Source organism: Streptomyces sp. NPDC006012 (genome assembly GCF_042871185.1).
Lineage (GTDB): Bacteria > Actinomycetota > Actinomycetes > Streptomycetales > Streptomycetaceae > Streptomyces.
Genome location: NZ_JBIAIE010000025.1, coordinates 1 through 20,182, shown reverse-complemented (window position 1 = coordinate 20,182; position 20,182 = coordinate 1). Strand labels below are relative to the sequence as shown.

The following is a 20,182-nucleotide window of genomic DNA, read 5'->3' as shown; positions in this document are numbered from 1 at the left end:
CCTTTGCCCCGCGGCCCACGCGGCGCAGCCCCTGGGGCACCGCCCACGCGGCCGGCGCCGCCAGGCGCCAGGACCCGTCACCCCGGGAGGCACCGCCCGGGAACAGCGAAGGGGCCCGCCCCCGGAAGCCGGGGGCGGGCCCTTTTCGTCCTCGCGGTGGCACCGCCATGCAGCACCGCGAGGGGTTTGTGACCGGCGTCGGCCTAGCCGAAGCGGCCGGAGATGTAGTCCTCCGTCGCCTGCACCGACGGGTTGGAGAAGATACGCTCCGTCTCGTCGATCTCGATCAGCTTGCCCGGCTGTCCGACCGCGGCGAGGTTGAAGAACGCCGTACGGTCGGAGACCCGCGCCGCCTGCTGCATGTTGTGCGTCACGATGACGATCGTGAAGCGGTCCTTCAGCTCACCGATCAGGTCCTCGATCGCGAGGGTCGAGATGGGGTCGAGGGCCGAGCAGGGCTCGTCCATGAGCAGCACCTTCGGCTCCACCGCGATGGCGCGGGCGATGCACAGACGCTGCTGCTGGCCACCGGAGAGACCCGAGCCCGGCTTGTTCAGGCGGTCCTTCACCTCGTTCCAGAGGTTCGCGCCCTTGAGCGACTTCTCGACGATGTCGTTCAGCTCGCTCTTCTTGTAGCTGCCGTTGAGCTTCAGGCCCGCCGCGACGTTGTCGTACACGGACATCGTCGGGAACGGGTTCGGGCGCTGGAAGACCATGCCGACCTCGCGCCGCACGGCCACCGGGTCGACCCCGGTGCCGTACAGGTTCTCGTCGTCGAGCATGACCTTGCCCTCGACCCGGCCGCCCGGCGTCACCTCGTGCATCCGGTTGAGGGTGCGCAGGAAGGTGGACTTGCCGCAGCCGGAGGGACCGATGAAGGCGGTGACGGTGCGGGGCTCGATGGTCATCGAGATGTCCTCGATGGCCCGGAACGAGCCGTAGTAGGCGCTGAGGCCGCTGACGTCGATACGCTTCGCCATGAAGATCACTGCTTCTTTCGAGGGGGAATCTGGTCGCTGTATGGCCCCACTCGGCGGAGCCGGAGATGTCGCCTTAGCGACCGGACTTCGGGGCCTTCCAGCGGGCGATGCCGCGGGCCACGAGGTTGAGGATCATCACGAAGGCGATCAGCGTGAGCGAAGCCGCCCAGGCCCGGTCGTAGGCCGCGTTCGCGCCGGCGCTCTGCGCGTACTGCTGGTAGATGTACAGCGGCAGCGACTGCTGCGCACCCTCGAACGGGTTGTTGTTGATGAACCGGTTGCCGAACACCAGCAGCAGCACGGGCGCGGTCTCACCCGCGATACGGGCGATGGCCAGCATGACGCCGGTCGTGATGCCGCCGATGGAGGTCGGCAGGACCACCTTCAGGATGGTGCGCCACTTCGGGACGCCGAGCGCGAGGGACGCCTCGCGCAGCTCGTTCGGGACGAGCTTCAGCATCTCCTCGGTGGAGCGCACGACCACCGGCATCATCAGGATGGCCAGGGCCAGCGAGCCGGCGAAGCCGAAGGGCTGCATGTCGAAGATCAGCATGAGGCTGAGGATGAACAGGCCCGCCACGATGGACGGGATACCGGTCATCACGTCGACGAAGAAGGTGATGGCCCGGGAGAGCTTGCCACGGCCGTACTCGACCAGGTAGATCGCGGTGAGGACACCGACGGGCGCGGCGATGACCGTCGCGAGGCCGACCTGTTCGAGGCTGCCGATGATGGCGTGGTAGATGCCGCCGCCCGGCTGGGAGTCGGCGACGATGCCCATCGAGTGGCTCAGGAAGTAGACGTCGAGGACCTTCACGCCGCGCGAGATGGTCGTCCACACCAGGGAGACCAGCGGCACGAGGGCGACCAGGAAGGCGACCCAGACCAGGCCGGTCGCGATGCGGTCCTTGGCCTGGCGGCGGCCCTCGACGCGCATGGCGATGACGTAGGTGGCGATCAAGAAGATCAGTCCGGAGAGCAGACCCCACTGGATCTTGCTCTCGAAGCCGGCGGCCAGGCTGACGGCGATGGCCACGACGATCGAACCGGCGGCGATCGCCCACGGCGACCACTTCGGCAGGGTGGCACCGCGCAGCGAGCCTGCGCGGTTTTCGGCGATGGCTGCGTTGCTCATGCGTTGGCCCCCGAGTACTCCGCACGGCGCGCGATGATCACGCGAGCTGCGCCGTTGACCAGCAGGGTGATGACGAACAGGACCAGACCGGAGGCGATCAGCGCGTCACGGCCGAACTCGTCCGCCTCGCCGAACTTGCTGGCGATGTTCTGGGCGAAGGTGCCGCCGCCCGGGTTGAGCAGGCTGCCGTGGATCAGGAAGTCCGGCGAGAGCACCGTCGCGACGGCGATCGTCTCACCGAGCGCACGGCCGAGGCCGAGCATCGAGGCGGAGATCACACCGGAGCGGCCGAAGGGGATGACGGCCATGCGGATGACCTCCCAGCGCGTGGCGCCGAGGGCGAGGGCCGCCTCCTCGTGCATCTGCGGGACCTGGCGGAAGACCTCGCGGCTCACGTTGGTGATGATCGGCAGGATCATGATCGCGAGCAGGATGCCGACCGTGAGCATCGAACGCGGAGCGCCCTCGTCCCAGGAGAAGAGGCCGGTCCAGCCCAAGTAGTCGTTCAGCCAGCCGAAGAGGCCGTTCATGTGCGGTACGAGGATCAGCGCGCCCCACAGGCCGTAGACGATCGACGGCACGGCGGCGAGCAGGTCGATCACGTAGGCGATCGGGCCCCTCATCCTGCGCGGGGCGTAGTGGGTGAGGAACAGCGCGATGGCGACCGCGACCGGGACGGCGAGGAGCATGGCGATGATCGAGGAGATCACCGTGCCGTAGGCCAGGACGGCGATGCCGAAGCTCGGCGGCTGGAGCCCGGTGTTCCACTCGAAGGTGGTCAGGAAGTTGCCGTGGTCCTTGCTGATGGCGAGGGTCGCCCGGAAGGCGAGGAAGACCGCGATGGCGGCCATGATCACCAGCAGCAGGATGCCCGACCCGCGGGAGAGACCGAGGAAGATCCGGTCACCGGGTCGGGTGGCGCCACGGGCTCCGCGCTGCTGCGCGCCCGAGGCCGGCTGAGGGGTGGGGGGAGGGGCGTCTGTGGTGTTTTTCGTCTCTATGTCCATCGGATTCTCCGGTCTGCGGAACCGCACGCGGGATACGACTGGACGAAGCCGTATGCGCTGTGCAGCTCATGGCGGCGGTGCACCGGACGGTGCGGCCCGGCCCTGGAGCGGATCCGGGGCCAGGCCGCACACTCAGATCAGCTGAGGCCCGCGATGGTGGTGCGGACCTTGGAGATGATCTCGGCGGGGATCGGGGCGTAGCCGAGGCCCGCGAGCTTGCCCTGGCCGTCCTCCGAGGCGATGTAGTTCAGGAACGCCTTGGTGGCGGGCAGGGAGTCCGCCTTGTTGCCCTTGTCGCAGGCGATCTCGTAGGTGACCAGGGTGATCGGGTACGCGCCCTCGGCCTTGGTCTTGTAGTTCAGTTCGAGCGACAGGTCCTGGCCCGTGCCCACGACCTTGGCGTCGGCGATCGCCTTGGAGGCGGCCTCGCTGCTCGCGGTGACCGGCGCGCTGGCACCCGTGTCGACGCTGACGGCCTTCATGCCGTCGGCGACGAAGGACAGCTCGAAGTAGCCGATGGAACCGGGGGTCTGCTTGACACCGGCGGCCACACCCGAGGACTGGGCGGCGGCCTGGCCACCCGGGGCCTGCCACGCCTTGCCACCGGAGTACTTCCAGTCCGCCGGGGCGGCGGCCTTCAGGTACTTGGTGAAGTTGTCGGTGGTGCCGGACTCGTCCGAGCGGTGGAACGCCTGGATCTTCTGGCTGGGAAGCTTCGCCTTGGGGTTCAGCTTCTTGATGGCCGCGTCGTCCCACGTCTTGATCTTGCCGTCGAAGATCTTGGCGATGGTCGGGGCGTCCAGGACCAGGTTGTCCACGCCGTCCAGGTTGTAGCCGATCGCGATCGGGCCGCCGACCATCGGCAGGTCGATGCCCTGGCCGCCGGAGCAGACCTTCTTGGAGGCCGTGACCTCTTCGGGCTTCAGCGCGGAGTCAGAGCCGGCGAAGGCGAGCTGCCCCTGGTTGAAGGAGGTGACACCGGCGCCGGAGCCGCCCGCCTTGTAGTTGATCTGCACGCCGCACGCCTGCGAGAACGCGGCGACCCAGGCGTCGATCGCGTTCTTCTGCGCCGACGAGCCGTCCGACAGCAGCTGGCCCTTGGCGTCGTCACACTTGATGGAGCTGGCGTTGGCCGATGCCGAGGAGGACGCGTTGCCGCTGGAGCCGCCGGCGGTGTCGTCGGAGCCGCACGCCGTCAGGGCCAGGGCGCCGGAGACGGCGACAGCACCGAGGGAAATGGCGCGCAGCCGGTTCTTGCGCTGAAGCTTCACTTTCGGGAGTTCCTTCCGAGGAGCCGCCACCGTCGGCGGCGTGCGAGGTCGTCGTGGTGCGCTTGCGCCTCTTGCCGCACTCCGCACCGGGTACGGCCGAAATTAGGCAGAACAGGTGAAGCCGCCGATGGCCATAAGTGAATGGAGGGTGAACCCCTGCCATCAGCCCGGTAAGGTCACGGAATGCTTACGGGGAGGGCACATCGGGGTCCCAACGCCATATCGGTACAAGGTGGCACACGCAAGGACATGACCGGACGAGTACCGTGCATGCATACGTTTGCGACGGTTGTGGAACTGCGCGAGTCGGCACACCGTCTCGTTCCACGAAAGCCGATGAAGGGCAAGGGCATGGAACGGCGTACGTTCATTTCACACAGCGCGGCCGCGGTGGCGACGGCCATAGGGGTGGCAGGGTGCACCGGTGCCGGGACCCCGGCAGCCGGTTCGACGACGAGCGCGTCACCCACGCCCCTCGGCTCCACATCCTCCCTCACCCCGGTGAAGACCACCAGCGCAACACCGCCCGCCGACTGGACCGCCTTCGCCCGCGACCTCGACGGCCCCCTCATACGCCCCGGGGACGCGTCCTGGAACACGGCCCGCCTCCTCTACAACACCCGCTACGACGCGCTGAAGCCCGCCGCGGTGGCCTACGTCTCCCACGCGGACGACATCCGGACGTCCCTCGCCTACGCCAGGGCACGCGGCCTGAAGGTGGCGATACGCAACGGCGGCCACTCCTACGCGGGCTGGTCGTCCGGCAACGGGCGCCTCATCATCGATGTCTCCGAACTGAACCGGATACGGGTCAGCGGCGGCCAGGCGGTCGTCGGCGCCGGCGCCAAACTGATCGACGTCTACCGCGGCCTGACCGCCAAGGGGGTGACGATACCGGCGGGTTCGTGCCCCACGGTCGGCGTCTCCGGCCTGACCCTCGGCGGCGGCCACGGAGTGGTCTCCCGCGCCTACGGCCTGACCTGCGACAGCCTGACCGCGGCCACCCTGATCACGGCCGACGGCAAGCAGGTCACCGCCGACGCCCGGACCAACAAGGACCTCTTCTGGGCCCTGCGCGGCGCCGGCAACGGCAACTTCGGCGTCGTCACCGAACTGCACTTCGCCACCCACCCCGCGCCCCAGGCCGTCTCCGGCTATCTGACCTGGCCGTGGTCCAAGGCCGCCGCCCTGTTCCGGGCCTGGCAGGAGTGGGGCCCCGACCAGCCCGACGAGATCTGGTCGGCCCTGCACCTCGACCGCGCCACGAACGGCGCCCTCACCGTGTCCCTGTCCGCCTTCTCCCTGGGCACGTACGGCGAACTCCAGAACGCCCTGGACCGCCTCGCCACCCAGGTGGGCGCCGACGCGTCCAGGGTGTCCCTGCACCGCCGCGGCTACGAGCAGGCGATGGAGATCTACGCGGGCTGCTCCTCCTTCTCCAGCGATGCCCAGTGCCATCTGCCCGGCTCCGCCCCCGGCCGCTCCCCGCAGGGCGCCCTGGGCCGCGACACGTACGCCGCCCGCTCGGACTTCTTCGACCGCTCGCTCTCCTCGGCCGGCATACAGACACTCCTGAACCAGGTCCAGGGCGCGCGCGGCGGCCCGGGCAGCATCGCCTTCACGGCCCTCGGCGGCGCGGTCAACCGGGTCGCCCCCACCGCGACAGCCTTCGTCCACCGCCGCTCGCGCATGCTGGCCCAGTACTACGTGTCCTGGCCGTCGGGCTCCTCGGGCAGCACGATCCAGTCCTGGCTGAACCGGGCCCACGACGCGATGAAGCCGTACGCCTCCGGCGCGGCCTACCAGAACTACACGGACCCGACCCTGACCGACTGGCGCAAGGCGTACTACGGCGATGCCGCGAACCGGCTGGCCCAGGTGAAGAAGCAGTACGACCCGGACCGCTTCTTCAGCTACCCGCAGGCGGTGTGATCGGCTGGGCGCGGGATCTGCGGTCCGGGCTCCGGCCCCGGTGACCCGCACCACGATCTCCTGACCGTGGTCGCTGCGATCTCCTGACCGTGGTCTCCACGATCAGCCGACCGTGGTCGCTGCGGTCACCTGACGGCGCGCTCTGCGCGTTGCGGGGCCACGTGCTCCGCAATCACCTGACCGCGGTCCCCGCCATCACCGTCCGCCGAAGTCGCCGTATCCGTATCGGCCCGTCCGTCAGGCCGCGAGGTCCCGTTCCTCGGACGGCGCCGGCTTGCGGGCGCCCGGGACCACCGCCCCGCCCCGGTCGGCCGCCGGCCCGCGGCGCCGGATCAGCCACCCCGCGCACAACGACCGCGCCACCGCCTTGGTCACCGGCGTGAGCAGGGCTGTGGCCGGCGGGGACAGCAGCAGCACGACGGCCGTACCGAGCGCGAAACCGCCGACGACGTCGGTGGGGTAGTGCACCCCCAGGTAGATCCTGCTGAAACCTTCGAGCAGCGCGATCCCGATCCCGGCGATCCCGAACCTGCGGTCGGCCACGAACAGCCCGACCCCGAGCGCCATGGTGATCGTCGCGTGATCGCTCACGAACGAGTAGTCCGTCTTGCCGGAGACCAGGACGTCCAGCCCATGGTGATCGAGGAAGGGGCGGGGCCGCTCCACGAACCCCCGGATCGGCACGTTCACCAGGACCGCGAGAGAGGCCGCGAGCGGCGCCCACACCAGGGCGGCGACCGACGAGGCGGCCTCGTCCTGGCTGCCGGAGCTGCGGCGCACGGACCACCAGCACCACACCACCAGCAGCACCATGGCGATCAGCAGCCCGTACTCACCCACGAACTCGACGATCCGGTCGAACCACCGGGGCGCGTCCTTGGCGAGTCCGTTGATGTCGTAGAGCAGGCCGACGTCGGGGTTCGAGCCGGATTCGGCAAGTACAGCCATGGTGCTCTGGCCCCTTCGTCGTTCTCGCGGACGCACGTCACGTGCGTCGCCGCTGCCCACCCCCGTGGTGTGTAGATGTGCGCACGCGCGGTCCGCCCGACTACGTCTTCAGGAACGCACGGCCCTGGTTGATACGTTCCACACTCCACCGAATGATCACGCAGACGTTATCGAAGAGAGACTCATCACCGCAGCTCAGGGGGTAGGTTCACGCTCGGTTCACACGTTCGTGGGGAGTGCTTTCGCGCCATCCGCGGTGACCCTGGTGGCGCCGAAATAATCCGTCCCGTCGATCGGGTCGAACCGGATCACGGCCCCGGTCCTCGGCGCATCGATCATGTAACCGCCGCCCACGTAGATCCCCACGTGGTGGATGGCACGGGAATCGGTCGGATCCTTCGAGAAGAACACCAGGTCGCCCGGGAGCAGTTCGTCCCGCGCCGGGTGCGGACCGGCGTTGTACTGGTCGTTCGCGACGCGCGGCAGCTTGATCCCCACCCTGTCGTACGCCGCCTGGGTCAGCCCCGAGCAGTCGAACCGTCCGCCCTGTGCCGCGGTGCCGGTGCCGCCCCACAGATACGGAGTGCCGAGCTTCTCCTGCGCGTAGGCGATGGCGCCGGCCGCCTGCCGGGACGGGTCGACCCGGGTCACCGGCGCGGCGAAACTCTTCTCCAGGGTGCGGATCGTCTTGACGTAGTTCTGGGTCTCCCGGATGGCCGGAACCCCGCCGGCCGCTATGACCCGGTATGCACCCGCGTTGTAGGCGGCGAGCATGTTGTCGCTGACGTTCCCGGGCACGTCCTTGACGTACTTCGCGAGTTCGCAGTCGTACGACGCGGCCGACGGAATCGCGTCGCTCGGATCCCAGATGTCGCGCTTGCCGTCGCCGTTGCCGTCGATGCCGTGCGTGGCCCAGGTGCTCGGGATGAACTGCGCGATACCGCGTGCGTCGGCCACGCTGACGACGTTCGGGTCCCAGCCGCTCTCCTGGTACAGCTGGGCGGCGAGCAGCGCGGGGTTGACGGCGGAGCACAGGTTGCCCCACCGCTGCACCAGCGCATGGTAGGCGGCGGGCACGGCGCCCTTGGCCAGCCCGATGCTGCCCGCGCCGACGCCGCCCGCGAGGTTGCCGGCCACCATGTACACCCCGACGACCAGCAGCATGACAAAGCTCAGCCCGAGCCCGACCGCGGCCCCGCCGATCACCCATACTTTCCGCACGGGTCAACACTCCCCCATACAGCGGCCGTTCATGACCATTTCCGCCAACCGTGACGTCATGTCACAGCAAACCAGACACTGTCGGCCGACACCCGCCCCGACCTGCGGTGCACCGAACTACCCCTACCAATACCCCCAGTTGGCCCACTCTCAAGCCCCGCCAGGACCGACCGGTCCGGGGCACGGCCGACCGGTCACCAGCGCGCCGTGCTGCCCGCGGGCCGCGCGGGACGGCGTCCGTGACCCGCGTCACTGACCGCGCACCGCGTCCTGGTACAGCTCCGCCACCTCCGTCCCCAGGGCCACGCTGTAGGAGACGTCCGGCGTCGAGCCGCCCTCCTCGTGCCCGCCGAGGACGCCGACGACCTCGTGGTCCCCGTCGACCCAGGGGCTGCCGCTCGTACCGCTCGTAAAGCCGGGGCACGCTATGCGCTGCTGGTTACGGCTCTGCGCGGACGGCCGGTTGGAGCAACTTATCGGCGCCTCGACGGAATTGGGATAGCCGGTGACGGTCACCGCGGTCGCCCCGATCCCCATCCCCGTCACCAGCCGGTCCGCCCCCACGACATCCTCGACCCGCTCCCCCGCACCCTTCCCTTCCCCCGTCCCCTTCCCTTCCCCCTCCGCCTTGCCTCTCCCCTCGCCCACCGCCTGCTGCGCCACGGCCGCGAAGGCCACGTCGCTGTCCTCGTCCTGCTCCTGGGCCCACCGGTCCGGCAGGTACCGTCTGCCGACCTTCCACAGCCCGTACGGCGCCTTGCCGTCCCGGTAGCCGGGCGCGAAGACGAGGTCGGGCCTGCCCTCGCCCACACAGTGCGCCGCCGTCACGATCAGGTCCCGCTGCGGGCTGTGCACAACGGCGGCGGTGCAGAAATGGCCCCCGGCCAGGCCGGACACCCGGTCGGCCGGAAACAGGGCCCCGACCCGCGCGCGCTCCGCGTCCGCGGTCGCCGTCACGGTCACGCCGAGGGGTCCGGGCCCGGCGTCGACGGCGGCAGCGGAGGCCGACGTGACAGCAAGCAGCACCATGGCTCCGAACAGGGCCACGGACGACGGGCCGGAGGTGCCCGAGATGCGTGAGGTGCCAGGGGCGCGCTTCATCAGGCCCCACCCTGTCCCACGAAGGTGAGAACCGGTACCTGTCTTGGCTCAGTTTTTCCTGTGAGCCGCGGCCCACGTCCGCTCACCGCCCGGCCGCGGCCCGGCCTCAGGACCGTACGCGCACGCAGCGCCCCCGTACCGGAGCCGCCCACTCCCCTGTTCCCTCCGCCGGACCCGTCCACCGGATCACTCCCGGATCACTCCTCCGACACCCCAGCCCGCAGCGGAAACCCCACCCCCGTCAGCTCCTCCGACACCGTCCACAGGCGCTGTGCGGTGGCCGGATCGCCGGCCGCGTTCGAACGCCCCACCAGCGTCGGCGCTCCCCGCATCTCGGCGAGCCCGCCGGGACCGACGTAGCTCGCGCCGGGCAGGTCCTGGGTGGCGGCGTAGAGGGTCGGGAGGGCGCCGGCCCTGTCGTCCTGGGCGAAGAACCGGTTGCCGACCAGCAGGAACGTGTGGACGAACCGGTTCCCCGTGTGGCTCTGCAGATTGGTGGCGGCGTACCCGGGGTGGGCCGCGAGGGCGCGGACCCGGGAACCCGCCTGGGTGAGGCGACGCTGGAGTCCCGCCTGAGGCACGGGCCACGCCGGAACCCACGACGGGCGATCGACCCTCGGTCGCCGCAACTCCCCCACCCACCCTGTGAGTTGCGCAAAGCCGCAACCACCCGCGCCCCATCCGGGCGCCATCGGGAAGTAACGCGCACCCCCGGTTCAGTAACGCGGAAGTCAGAATTCCGACCGTCCGCTGTTGTCGCGTACTCAACAAGGACAGGGTCGTACCGGACCGCCGCCGCCGTCAGCGCCTCACCCGACGGCACCGCACCCGCACGTACCGCTCCTGCTCGATCCCCACACCGAAGCATCAGGAGGCTGCACGATGCGTACGACCCACCCGCGCACGACCCCCGGCAACAGAGCCGCGGCACCGGGCAGATGGCACCGCATGGGCTCCGCGGTCGCCGCCACCGCCGCACTCGTCCTGGCCGGATTAGGCACCGCCGCCCACGCCGACGCCGCGACCACCGCACCGCAGGCGAAGGTCACCTGGACGAACGCCTGCGCCACCCCCGCGAAGGGCCGGATGGCCTGCAAGGCACTCCGGGTCACCGGCGGCAGCACCGCCTTCCAGCGGGCCGAGGCAGCGGCGGACGGCGTCACCCCCCAGGCCGTCGACGCCTCCGCCCCGTCCGGCTACGGCCCCTCCGACCTCCAGGCGGCCTACGGCCTGACCTCCGCCGCCGCCAACGGCGCGGGCGAGACCATCGCGATCGTCGACGCGTACGACGACCCGAACGCCGAGGCCGACCTCGCCAAGTACCGCTCGAACTACGGCCTGACCGCCTGCACCACCGCCAACGGCTGCTTCAAGAAGGTCAGCCAGACCGGCTCGACGACCTCGCTCCCGTCCGCCGACGCCGGCTGGGCCGAGGAGATCTCCCTCGACCTCGACATGGCCTCCGCCATCTGCCCGAACTGCAAGATCCTGCTCGTCGAGGCCAGCACCCCGACCATGGCCAACCTCGGCACCGCCGTGAACCGCGCCGTCACCCTGGGCGCGAAGTACGTGTCGAACAGCTACGGCGGCAGCGAATCCGCCGCCGACACGTCGTACGACTCCTCGTACTTCAACCACCCCGGCGTCGCCATCACCGTCAGCGCGGGCGACAGCGGCTACGGCGCCGAATACCCCGCCGCCTCCCGGTACGTGACGTCCGTCGGCGGCACCGCCCTCTCGAAGTCCTCCACCACCCGGGGCTGGACCGAGACCGTCTGGCAGACCAGCAGTACCGAGGGCACCGGCTCCGGCTGCTCCGCCTACGACGCCAAACCGAGCTGGCAGACCGACACCGGCTGCGCCAAGCGCACGATCTCGGACGTCTCCGCGGTGGCCGACCCGGCGACCGGCGTCTCGGTCTACGACTCCTACGGCATCACCGCCGGCTGGTACACGTTCGGCGGCACCAGCGCCTCGGCGCCGATCATCGCCGGCGTCTACGCCCTCGCCGGCACCCCCTCCAGCGGCAGTTCCCCCGCCTCCTTCCCGTACGCGAAGGCCGGCACCTCGGCCCTCAACGACGTGACGAGCGGCAGCAACGGCTCCTGCACCACCAGCTACCTGTGCACCGCCCGGGCCGGGTACGACGGCCCGACCGGCGTGGGCACCCCGCAGGGCGTCTCGGCCTTCACCGGCTGAACCCAGCGGCACCCCGGGGCCCCGGCATCCGCCGGGGCCCTCCGGCATGCCCGCCCGCGTCCCGCCCGGCCCCCTCCCATGTCCCCACGCGTGAGAACATCGTGACGACGTCTCACCCGACCAGCCGTCACCAAACGTGCCAGGTCGTAAGAGGGGTCAACGAGGGAACCACACGACAGGTTCCGCTCAGGCCTCATTGCCCGGCGTGACCTGCCGTGATACACAGAGTGACCGTACGGGGTATACGTACGGAACCCGCCAACCAATGACGCCAAGTCGACATGCGACAGCGTCTTCGTCAGCGACAATGAGGTCTGACCTCTGCACACCGCAGGGGACAGCGGAACAACCCACCAGGGGCGGTGACTTACGTGTTTTTTGCGGCCGACAAGGGAGACATCAACACCATCATCGGCGGGATCGCTCCGGACTGGGGCCCCTTCGGCAGCCTGGGCAACGAGGCGAAGACGTTGATCCAGGTGGTCATGGCGGTCGCCATCCTGCTCTGCCTCGGCATCGCCGTCTGGGGCGCAGCCAAGCAGCGCATCGGCGCGACAGCCCTCCGGGACACCTTCAGCGCCGAACAGGGCAAAGGCCTCATCATCGCCGGCCTGACGGGAGTCTTCATCATCGGCTCACTCGGCACCCTGTTCACCATCGTGTACGGCATGGCCGTCTGACCGGACGACCCCGGCCCCACCTCTCTGTCCGCTCCGGGCGTGCCCGGTACCCCCTACCCCACCCGCTCGCAGTGCCCACCGGCTGAGGTTGCGTTCCCCTGATGTCGACTCACCACACCCCGCCCGCACGGCAGCCGGCACGGCTACCGTCGTATTACCACGCGGTCCGGAACAAGGGTTTCCTGAACGACATCGAGGGGGCGTACGCGGTATGAGTCCCGGAGACGAGAACGATCCCTCCGGCGGTTACGCCGACACCGGCCAGACCCGCACCCGGCTCCCCGAGCGCGACCCCTACGGCAGCGGCGCCCGCCGGGGCGGCCGGTCCTCCTCCCGCAGCCTCGTCACGGTCGTCGGCGTCGTCGTCCTGCTGATCGCCGCCATCGCCTTCGCGAACCGCGGCGACGGCAAGGGCGGCTCGTCGGCCGACAACTCAGCCGACAAATCCGCCGGCAAACCGGCCACCTCCGCGACCGCGGCGACAGGCGACACCCCGGTCCAGTCGAAAACAGCCGGCATCCCCGCGGGCTTCCCCCACAACGAACAGGGAGCACAGAGCGCGGCGGCCAACTATGCGGTGGCGCTGGGCTCGACCGAAATGTTCGACAAAGCCCGGCGGCACGAGATCGTCAACACCGTCTACGCCCCCGGCATCGCGGCCGGCAGACAGGCCGGCCTGGACAGCGCCTACGCCGATGAGTCGTTCCTGGCCAACATCGGCCTCGGCAAGGACGGCAGCGCCCCACGCGGCGAGACCTTCGTCTCCCGGATCATCCCGGTGGGCACGAAGGTCACGTCGTCCGGTGCCGACACCGCCACCGTCGAAGTCTGGTACACGTCCCTCTTCGGCCTGTCCGGCGGCGCCTCGACCAACCCGGTGTCCGAGAGTTGGTACACCACGACCTACGAACTGAAGTGGGTCGCCGACGACTGGAAGGTCACCGACTTCCAGCAGAAGGACGGCCCGGTCCCGGTCGGCCGCGACCAGAAGGCATCCACCGCCGACGACATGACGAAGGCGGTCGAGGAGTACGGAGGGTTCACGTATGCGCGCTAACCACCGCTTCCTCAAGCTCACAGCCGTTCTGGGAGCCGTACAGACCACCGCGCTGCTGCTGTCGGCCCGGGCGGTCGCCGCCCCCAGCCCCGACCCGAGCCCGTCGAACGGCGCCTGTGACCTGATCCGCGGCCCCGCCAAGGACTACTGCGAACAAGGCGACAAGTCCGGCGGATCCGGCTCCAGCAACCCCCTCACCTCCAGCCTCGACCCCCTCGCCTCCCTCGCCAAGGGCTGCGCCGACGCCGCCTCCTGGACCATCGACAAGCTGGGCGACGCGGTGAATGAGACGGCGAACGTCGACTTCACCAACACCAAGTTCCTCCAGCAGTACGCGGTCGTCTTCGCCGCGTCCACGATCCTCACCCTCCTGCTGTGGCTCCTGGCCGTGGCCAAGCGCGCGGTCCGCGGCGTCCCGCTCACCAGCGCCCTGTCCGAGGCCGTCGGCTTCCTCTGGCTCACCGTGCTGGCCTCCGCCTTCACCCCGCTGATCCTCTACACCATCGTCTCGGCCGCCGACGGCGTGACGGACGTCCTGGCCAAGACCACCGGCGACCAGACCGACACCTTCTTCGGCACCTTCTCCGGCGCCCTGGACAAGGGCAACGACATCGGCGGCGGCCCGATCATGCTGATCGTCGTCTCTCTCGTCTCCATCCTCGCCGCCGGCATCCTCTGGCTGGAACTGGTCATCCGCGCCGCCCTGCTCTACGTCGGCGCCCTCCTCGGCACCGTCGTCTACGCCGGACTGGTCGACAAGAACCTGTGGGGCCACGTACGCCGCTGGGCCGGCGTCATGATCGCGGTCATCCTCGTCAAACCGGTCATCGTCATCGTGCTCGGCCTGGCCGGCGCCCTCTCCTCGGACGGCGGCCCGGACGCGTTCTCCGCCGTCGTCTCCGGACTCGCCATCATCCTGCTCGCCATCTTCGCCAGCGCGATGATCTACCGCTTCGTCCCCGGCTTCGGCGACGAGATCGCCGCCTCCCGCAACAACCGCATCATGCAAGGCGCCGAGGGCAAGGCCGCCGCCGTCATCAGCTCCCCCGCGAACCTGGTCGCCCAGGGCATCAGGACCCACAGCGCCCGCGCCGACAGCAACGCGGGCGGCGGCCAGTCCGGCGCCGCCGCCCGCCCGGCCAACCCGGTCTCCGGCGGAGTCGCCGCGCACAGCACGCGCACCCCGAACGGTGGCGGCGGATCTGTCCCCTCCGCCGCACCCGCGCCGCGCTCCCCCAGCCCGGCGAAGTCCCCCCACGCCGGCAACACCCGCAACAGCAACAACCGCACGGGAGGTGAAGGGCGTTGACGACCGAGTCCCACCTGTCCCATCCGGTCACGCCCCGCCGTACGTATCTCATCGGCCGCGCCCGGCCGAACGCGGCCATCGGCCGCAACCGGGAGACCGGCGAGATCGCGCTCATCATCTTCGGCGCGTTCCTGGGCATGATGTGCGGACTCCTGGTCCCCGTCCTGTCCCTGCGGATCGTGCTGCTGATGGGCTTCCCCCTGCTCGCGCTCGCGGCCGTGTACGTGCCGTACAAACGCCGCACCTTCTACAAGTGGTTCGAGATCAACCGCAGCTACAAGCGCTCCCTGCGCCGGGGCACCGCCTACCGCTCCGCGGCCATGGAGGCCGGCACCCGCCTCGACGGCCGCGAGGTCGAGGTGGGCCCGCCCCCCGGCATCGGACGCATCAGCTGGCTCGCCGCACCCTTCGGGCCCGACGAGATCGCCGTACTCCTGCACGCCGACCGCAAGACCGTCACCGCCGCCATCGAGATCGAGGGCCCCGGCGTCGGACTGCGCGACTCAGAGGACCAGGAAGCCCTCGTCGACCGCTTCGGCACACTGCTCAAGCACGTGGCCAACGGCGACGGCTTCGTCACCCGGCTGCAGATGCTCGCCCGCACCCTGCCCGCCGACCCGGACGCCCACGCCAAGGACGTCTCCCAGCGCGGCGACGAGAAGGCACTCCCCTGGCTGGCCCGCTCCTACGAGCAGCTCCAGTCCATGGTCTCCACCAGCAGCGAGCAGCACCGCGCCTACCTCGTCGCCTGCATGCACTACTCCCGCGAACTGGCCGCCGAGGCACACGCCATGGCCCGCGCCGCCCGCCCCCAGGCCGGCCGCCGCCTCGACCGGGACGCCGGACTCGCCGTCGTCATGGCCCGCGAGCTGACCGACATCTGCTCCCGGCTCCAAGAGGCCGACATCCGGGTCCGCCAGCCACTCGGCCAGGGCCGCCTCGCCTCCCTCATCCACTCCATGTACGACCCGGACCACCCGATCGACCACATCCAGGCGATGACGAAACGCAACGCCTGGCCGGCCGAACTGGACGCCATGGAGCCCACCCACCTCAAGGCCAAGACCCGCGAATCGGCGACCCGCGAACCCTGGTGCCACGCCACCGCCTGGGTCAAGGAGTGGCCGATGACCCCGGTCGGCGTCAACTTCCTGGCGCCACTGCTCGTCCACACCCCCGACGTCATCCGCACCGTCGCCGTCACCATGGACCTCGAACCCACCGAGATCGCCATCGAGCGGATGCTGACCGAGAAGACCAACGACGAGGCCGAGGCCAGCCGCGCCGCCAAGATGAACCGCACCGTCGACCCGCGCGACATCGCCGCCCACAACCGCCTCGACCAGCGCGGCGAGGACCTGGCCAGCGGCGCGGCCGGCGTCAACCTGGTCGGCTACATCACCGTCTCCGCCCGCTCCCCCGAAGCCCTCGCCCGCGACAAACGGACCATAAGGGCCTCGGCCGGCAAGTCGTACCTGAAGCTGGAGTGGTGCGACCGCGAGCACCACCGGGCCTTCGTGAACACCCTCCCGTTCGCCACCGGAATCCGAAGGTAGGGGCTGATGCACTGATGCGGGACCCGATGTCCGTCATCACGGACGCCTTCACGGCCTTCCTGTTCGGGAAGGTCGAGACGACCCGACTCCCGGTGCGCACGTCCACGGGCCAGGCCCAGGCGGTCTACCTCCCGACCGCCGCCCCCGGACTCGGCGACTCCGGCGTCATCATCGGCCGCGAGGTGTACTCCGGCAAGGGCTACATCTACGACCCCTTCCAGCTCTACGGCCAGCAGCTCCCCGCCCCGCACTGGCTGGTCCTCGGCGAGTCCGGCAACGGCAAGTCCGCGCTGGAGAAGACGTACGTCCTGCGCCAGCTCCGGTTCCGCGACCGCCAAGTCGTCGTCCTGGACGCACAGGGCGAGGACGGCGTCGGCGAATGGAACCTCATCGCCCAGGAGCTGGGCATAACGCCGATCCGGCTGGACCCGATGGCCGCCCTGGACCACGGTATCCGGCTCAACCCGCTCGACCCGTCGATCACCACGACCGGCCAGCTCGCCCTGCTCCGCACGATCATCGAGGTCGCGATGGGACACGGCCTGGACGAACGCTCCGGCTTCGCCCTCAAGGTCGCCCACGCCTACGTCAACGAGACGATCGTCGAACGCCAGCCGGTCCTGTCCGACATCGTGGAACAGCTCCGCCACCCCGAACCGGAGTCGGCGGAGGCGATGAACGTCGACATAGACGACGTACGGGCCTGGGGCCTGGACGTGGCCCTGGTCATCGACCGACTGGTCGACGGCGACCTGCGCGGCATGTTCGACGGCCCCACCACGGTCGGCATCGACCTGGACGCCCCACTGATCGTCTTCGACCTCTCCCACATCGACCGCAACTCCATCGCCATGCCGATCCTCATGGCGATCGTCGGCGTGTGGCTGGAGCACACCTGGATCCGCCCCGACCGCAAGAAACGCATCTTCCTCGTCGAGGAGGCCTGGCACATCATCAACAGCCCGTTCGTGGCGCAGCTCTTCCAACGGCTGCTCAAGTTCGGGCGACGCCTCGGCCTGTCCTTCGTCGCGGTCGTCCACCACCTCTCCGACGTCGTGGACGGCGCCGCAGCGAAGGAAGCCGCGGCGATCCTGAAGATGGCCTCGACCCGCACCATCTACGCCCAGAAAGCCGACGAGGCCCGGGCCACCGGCCGCGTCCTCGGCCTGCCCCGCTGGGCCGTCGAAATCATCCCGACCCTCACCCCGGGCATCGCGGTCTGGGACGTCAACGGCAACGTCCAGGTCGTCAAACACCTGGTCACGGAGACGGAACGCCCCCTGGTCTTCACCGACCGCGCCATGACCGAGTCGTCCAGCGACCTCACCGACGACGAGGTGCTGCGCGCCGCCGAACTGGAGGCGGAGCAGCGGGCGGCGGCCTTCGTGGAACAGCACCTCGGCGACCTCGACGGGTCGTCCGAATCGACGGTGGCATGAGATGAGACTGAGATGAGACGCGACGAGCCGGACCGCCGCCGGGACGGCCAGGGAGGCATCTCCGACGGCCTGCTGATGGGCATACTCGCGTTCCTCCTCGGTATGACCGTGCTGGTGTGGTCGGCCACGGGCCTGGCGGGCCTGTTCGCCCGCGGCTCCTGGCCGGCCGACGTCAGCTTCACCCGCACCCCGCTGGCGATGCGGCAGCTCATCGCCCATCCACGCGACCTCGCCGCCGCCTGGCCCCGCACACCAGCCGAGCAGCTGTCCGGGTACGGGCTGTTCTGGGGACTGTTCATCGGCCAGTTGATGGTGCTGTTCGTCCTCACCGTCTTCGTGATCGGCACCACGGCCCGCTGGCGGGCGGGCCGTGCCCAGCGCCGCCACACCACGCATACCGCCGCCGCACCCCCCGTGCCCGCCACGCCGGGACGGGCACCGGAACCACTGCCCGTCCCGGCCCCCGACACCCGGCACGAGGTCCCCGTACCCCGCAGCGAACCGACCCCCCAGGACGCCCCCGCACCCGCAGTCCCTCTTGAGGCCGAGAACACGGCAACCACCGGGTTTCAACAGCCCCGCACCGAAGGCACGGTGCTCTACGCCGAACCCGCGGTCCGCCAGGCCACCGCCGCCCAGACCGTACGCGAGGCGGAAGGCCCGGTTCTCGTGGTCACGTCCAACCCGGCCCTCTGGTCGGAGACGAAGGACGCCAGAGCCAAGCTCGGCCCCACCCATCTCTACGACCCCGCCCACCGCTGCGACACACCGGCCCGCCTGCACTGGCCGCCCACCACGGGCTGCGAGGACAAGCAGACGGCCGTGCAACGGGCCGCCGCCCTGCTCGCCCCCGTCAGGCCCGCCGCCAAACTCGACCAGGCCCTGGCGGACGCGGCCGAGACGCTTCTGCGCAGCTATCTGCACGCTGCGGCCATCGACGGCCGCACCATCCGGCACGTCCACCGCTGGACCCAGGGCACCCAGATCCAGGACGCGGTACGCATCCTGCGCACCAACCCCAAGGCAGCCCCCGGCGCCGCGGGCGAACTCGAAGCGGCCCTCACCGCCCACGCCGAACGCCGCGACATGGCCCAGGAACTGACGAGCCGTGCGCTCGCCGCCCTCTCCACCGTCAACATCCGCGAGGCGTGCACCCCGAACAGAACTGATGCACTCGCCTTGGATTCCTTCGTCAACGAAGGGGGCACGCTCTATGTGGTCGGTGAATCCATCGAGGACCCCAGGACCGATCCGGGCGCGATGCCGCTCCTGACGGCCCTCGTCTCAAGCGTGGTCGAGCACGGCCGGCGCATGGCCGAACGGTCATCCTCCGGTCGGCTCGACCCACCACTGACTCTCGTCCTCGACGACGTCGCGGCCGTGGCGCCGCTCCCCCAGCTCCCGGACCTCCTGGCCACCGGGACTGCCCAGGGCCTGCCGACGCTGGCCCTCCTCCGCTCCCGCGAACAGGGCCGCGCCCGCTGGCCCCACCACGAACTCCCGGTCTAGGCCGAGCCGGCCAGTCACCCTCGCCCACGCTCGACGACCAGCTCCAGCTCCCGCCCTTCGCCCTCGGCCATCTCCGTGGTGACCCCGCTGGGTACGAACCCGGCCTTCCGGTAGGCGCCCCGGGCCCGCTCGTTGTCCTCGTGCACGAACAGCCGCACCCGTTCGGCTCCGCGCTCCCACGCCCAGTCCACACCGACCGCGAACAGCGACTCGACCAGGCCGCGTCCACGATGCTGAGGCCGCACGAACACCCCGACGACATGCCCCTGCAGGCGGTCCACGGCATCTCCGGCCCAGTCCGTGGTGCCGGCCTCTTCCATCAGCACGGTGAGGGTGCCGGCCCACACCCCGTCCGGCGCCACGGCGACGAACTGCCGCGCGCCGCTCGCCCCCTCGGCAGACTGAGCCGCCCGCTCCTGCCAGAAGACGTCAGGCCGACCGACGGTCTGCTCGTACGTCTCCAGAAAGGCGAGCCGCGCAATGGGATCGCGCAGCGCCTCAAGGCGCAACGCCCGCACAGTCGCCCATTCATCGGACCGTATGGCCCGGATCAGATAGTCATCGCCGACCTGGACACTCATGAAGGCCACGGTAGTACCGGACCACCGGCCTACTCATCCCATATTCGGAACCCGTCTTCGGCGTCCGTCCTCGCCGCTCTCAGGCCCTCCTCGCCACTCCGGCACACAAAAAAGAGACCCCCAATTCCAGGTCTTACGACCAGAATTGGGGGTCTCTCTCACAATTAGTTCGGCGGCGTCCTACTCTCCCACAGGGTCCCCCCTGCAGTACCATCGGCGCTGTAAGGCTTAGCTTCCGGGTTCGGAATGTAACCGGG

16 protein-coding genes, 1 rRNA gene and 1 pseudogene are annotated in these 20,182 nt (G+C 69.9%); 8 read left to right on the top strand and 10 right to left on the bottom strand.

Annotated features, from left to right (window positions below; all coding sequences use genetic code 11):
• Positions 1-203: 203 nt before the first annotated feature.
• The 4 genes from pstB to pstS all read right to left on the bottom strand — a co-directional run bounded on the left by pstB (position 204) and on the right by pstS (position 4,393).
• Entirely contained in the window at positions 204-980 is a 777-nt protein-coding gene (pstB, locus tag ACFYPJ_RS31050) for a phosphate ABC transporter ATP-binding protein PstB (RefSeq protein WP_389024372.1), read from the bottom strand.
• 73 nt (positions 981-1,053) lie between these two features.
• Complete coding sequence (gene pstA / locus ACFYPJ_RS31045; RefSeq protein WP_389024369.1) at positions 1,054-2,115, bottom strand: phosphate ABC transporter permease PstA; 1,062 nt, start codon at positions 2,113-2,115, stop codon at positions 1,054-1,056.
• Entirely contained in the window at positions 2,112-3,122 is a 1,011-nt protein-coding gene (gene pstC / locus ACFYPJ_RS31040) for a phosphate ABC transporter permease subunit PstC (protein ID WP_389024366.1), read from the bottom strand. Before pstC ends, pstA begins: the two co-directional genes overlap by 4 nt.
• Positions 3,123-3,259: 137 nt before the next feature.
• Positions 3,260-4,393 (bottom strand): phosphate ABC transporter substrate-binding protein PstS, encoded by a 1,134-nt coding sequence (gene pstS / locus ACFYPJ_RS31035; RefSeq protein ID WP_389024365.1) that lies wholly within the window; start codon positions 4,391-4,393, stop codon positions 3,260-3,262.
• A gap of 351 nt (positions 4,394-4,744) precedes the next feature.
• Here pstS and ACFYPJ_RS31030 point away from each other — a divergent pair, with 351 nt between their 5' ends.
• A complete protein-coding gene (locus ACFYPJ_RS31030; protein WP_389024605.1) occupies positions 4,745-6,325 on the top strand; it encodes an FAD-binding oxidoreductase in 1,581 nt (526 codons plus the stop codon).
• Between the two features lie 237 nt (positions 6,326-6,562).
• On the opposite strand, the gene ACFYPJ_RS31025 is transcribed toward ACFYPJ_RS31030, so the two are convergent.
• The 4 genes and pseudogenes from ACFYPJ_RS31025 to ACFYPJ_RS31010 form a co-directional block, all read right to left on the bottom strand.
• The gene (locus tag ACFYPJ_RS31025; protein WP_389024362.1) at positions 6,563-7,273 is read right to left on the bottom strand and encodes a phosphatase PAP2 family protein; all 711 of its coding nucleotides are present in this window, start codon (positions 7,271-7,273) and stop codon (positions 6,563-6,565) included.
• 219 nt (positions 7,274-7,492) lie between these two features.
• Entirely contained in the window at positions 7,493-8,437 is a 945-nt protein-coding gene (locus tag ACFYPJ_RS31020) for an NlpC/P60 family protein (RefSeq protein WP_389024603.1), read from the bottom strand.
• A 306-nt stretch (positions 8,438-8,743) separates the two neighbouring features.
• On the bottom strand, positions 8,744-9,595 hold the full coding sequence (locus ACFYPJ_RS31015; RefSeq protein ID WP_389024359.1) for a trypsin-like serine peptidase: 852 nt from the start codon (positions 9,593-9,595) through the stop codon (positions 8,744-8,746).
• Positions 9,596-9,792: 197 nt separating this feature from the next.
• Positions 9,793-10,161, bottom strand: a pseudogene (locus ACFYPJ_RS31010) (oxidoreductase); the annotation flags it as partial.
• 316 nt (positions 10,162-10,477) lie between these two features.
• Here ACFYPJ_RS31010 and ACFYPJ_RS31005 point away from each other — a divergent pair.
• The 7 genes from ACFYPJ_RS31005 to ACFYPJ_RS30975 all read left to right on the top strand — a co-directional run bounded on the left by ACFYPJ_RS31005 (position 10,478) and on the right by ACFYPJ_RS30975 (position 19,344).
• The gene (locus ACFYPJ_RS31005) at positions 10,478-11,794 is read left to right on the top strand and encodes a peptidase S8 (RefSeq protein WP_389024356.1); all 1,317 of its coding nucleotides are present in this window, start codon (positions 10,478-10,480) and stop codon (positions 11,792-11,794) included.
• 371 nt (positions 11,795-12,165) lie between these two features.
• Positions 12,166-12,474: a hypothetical protein gene (locus ACFYPJ_RS31000; RefSeq protein ID WP_389024601.1), complete on the top strand. Its 309-nt coding sequence runs from the start codon at positions 12,166-12,168 to the stop codon at positions 12,472-12,474.
• 211 nt (positions 12,475-12,685) lie between these two features.
• Positions 12,686-13,531 carry a hypothetical protein gene (locus ACFYPJ_RS30995; protein ID WP_389024354.1) on the top strand — a complete coding sequence of 282 codons (846 nt, stop codon included), beginning with the start codon at positions 12,686-12,688 and terminating at the stop codon, positions 13,529-13,531.
• Positions 13,521-14,840, top strand: coding sequence for a hypothetical protein (locus ACFYPJ_RS30990; RefSeq protein ID WP_389024351.1), 1,320 nt, complete (start codon positions 13,521-13,523; stop codon positions 14,838-14,840). The genes ACFYPJ_RS30995 and ACFYPJ_RS30990 overlap by 11 nt, the downstream gene beginning before the upstream one ends.
• Entirely contained in the window at positions 14,837-16,396 is a 1,560-nt protein-coding gene (locus tag ACFYPJ_RS30985; RefSeq protein WP_389024348.1) for an SCO6880 family protein, read from the top strand. The genes ACFYPJ_RS30990 and ACFYPJ_RS30985 overlap by 4 nt, the downstream gene beginning before the upstream one ends.
• A gap of 14 nt (positions 16,397-16,410) precedes the next feature.
• Complete coding sequence (locus tag ACFYPJ_RS30980; protein ID WP_389024345.1) at positions 16,411-17,835, top strand: ATP-binding protein; 1,425 nt, start codon at positions 16,411-16,413, stop codon at positions 17,833-17,835.
• Between the two features lie 12 nt (positions 17,836-17,847).
• The gene (locus tag ACFYPJ_RS30975; protein WP_389024342.1) at positions 17,848-19,344 is read left to right on the top strand and encodes a type VI secretion protein; all 1,497 of its coding nucleotides are present in this window, start codon (positions 17,848-17,850) and stop codon (positions 19,342-19,344) included.
• A gap of 14 nt (positions 19,345-19,358) precedes the next feature.
• Here the strand turns inward: ACFYPJ_RS30975 and ACFYPJ_RS30970 are convergent, their stop codons facing one another.
• Positions 19,359-19,925 (bottom strand): GNAT family N-acetyltransferase, encoded by a 567-nt coding sequence (locus tag ACFYPJ_RS30970; protein ID WP_389024339.1) that lies wholly within the window; start codon positions 19,923-19,925, stop codon positions 19,359-19,361.
• Between the two features lie 167 nt (positions 19,926-20,092).
• Positions 20,093-20,182 (bottom strand): 5S ribosomal RNA (gene rrf / locus ACFYPJ_RS30965); the annotation flags it as partial.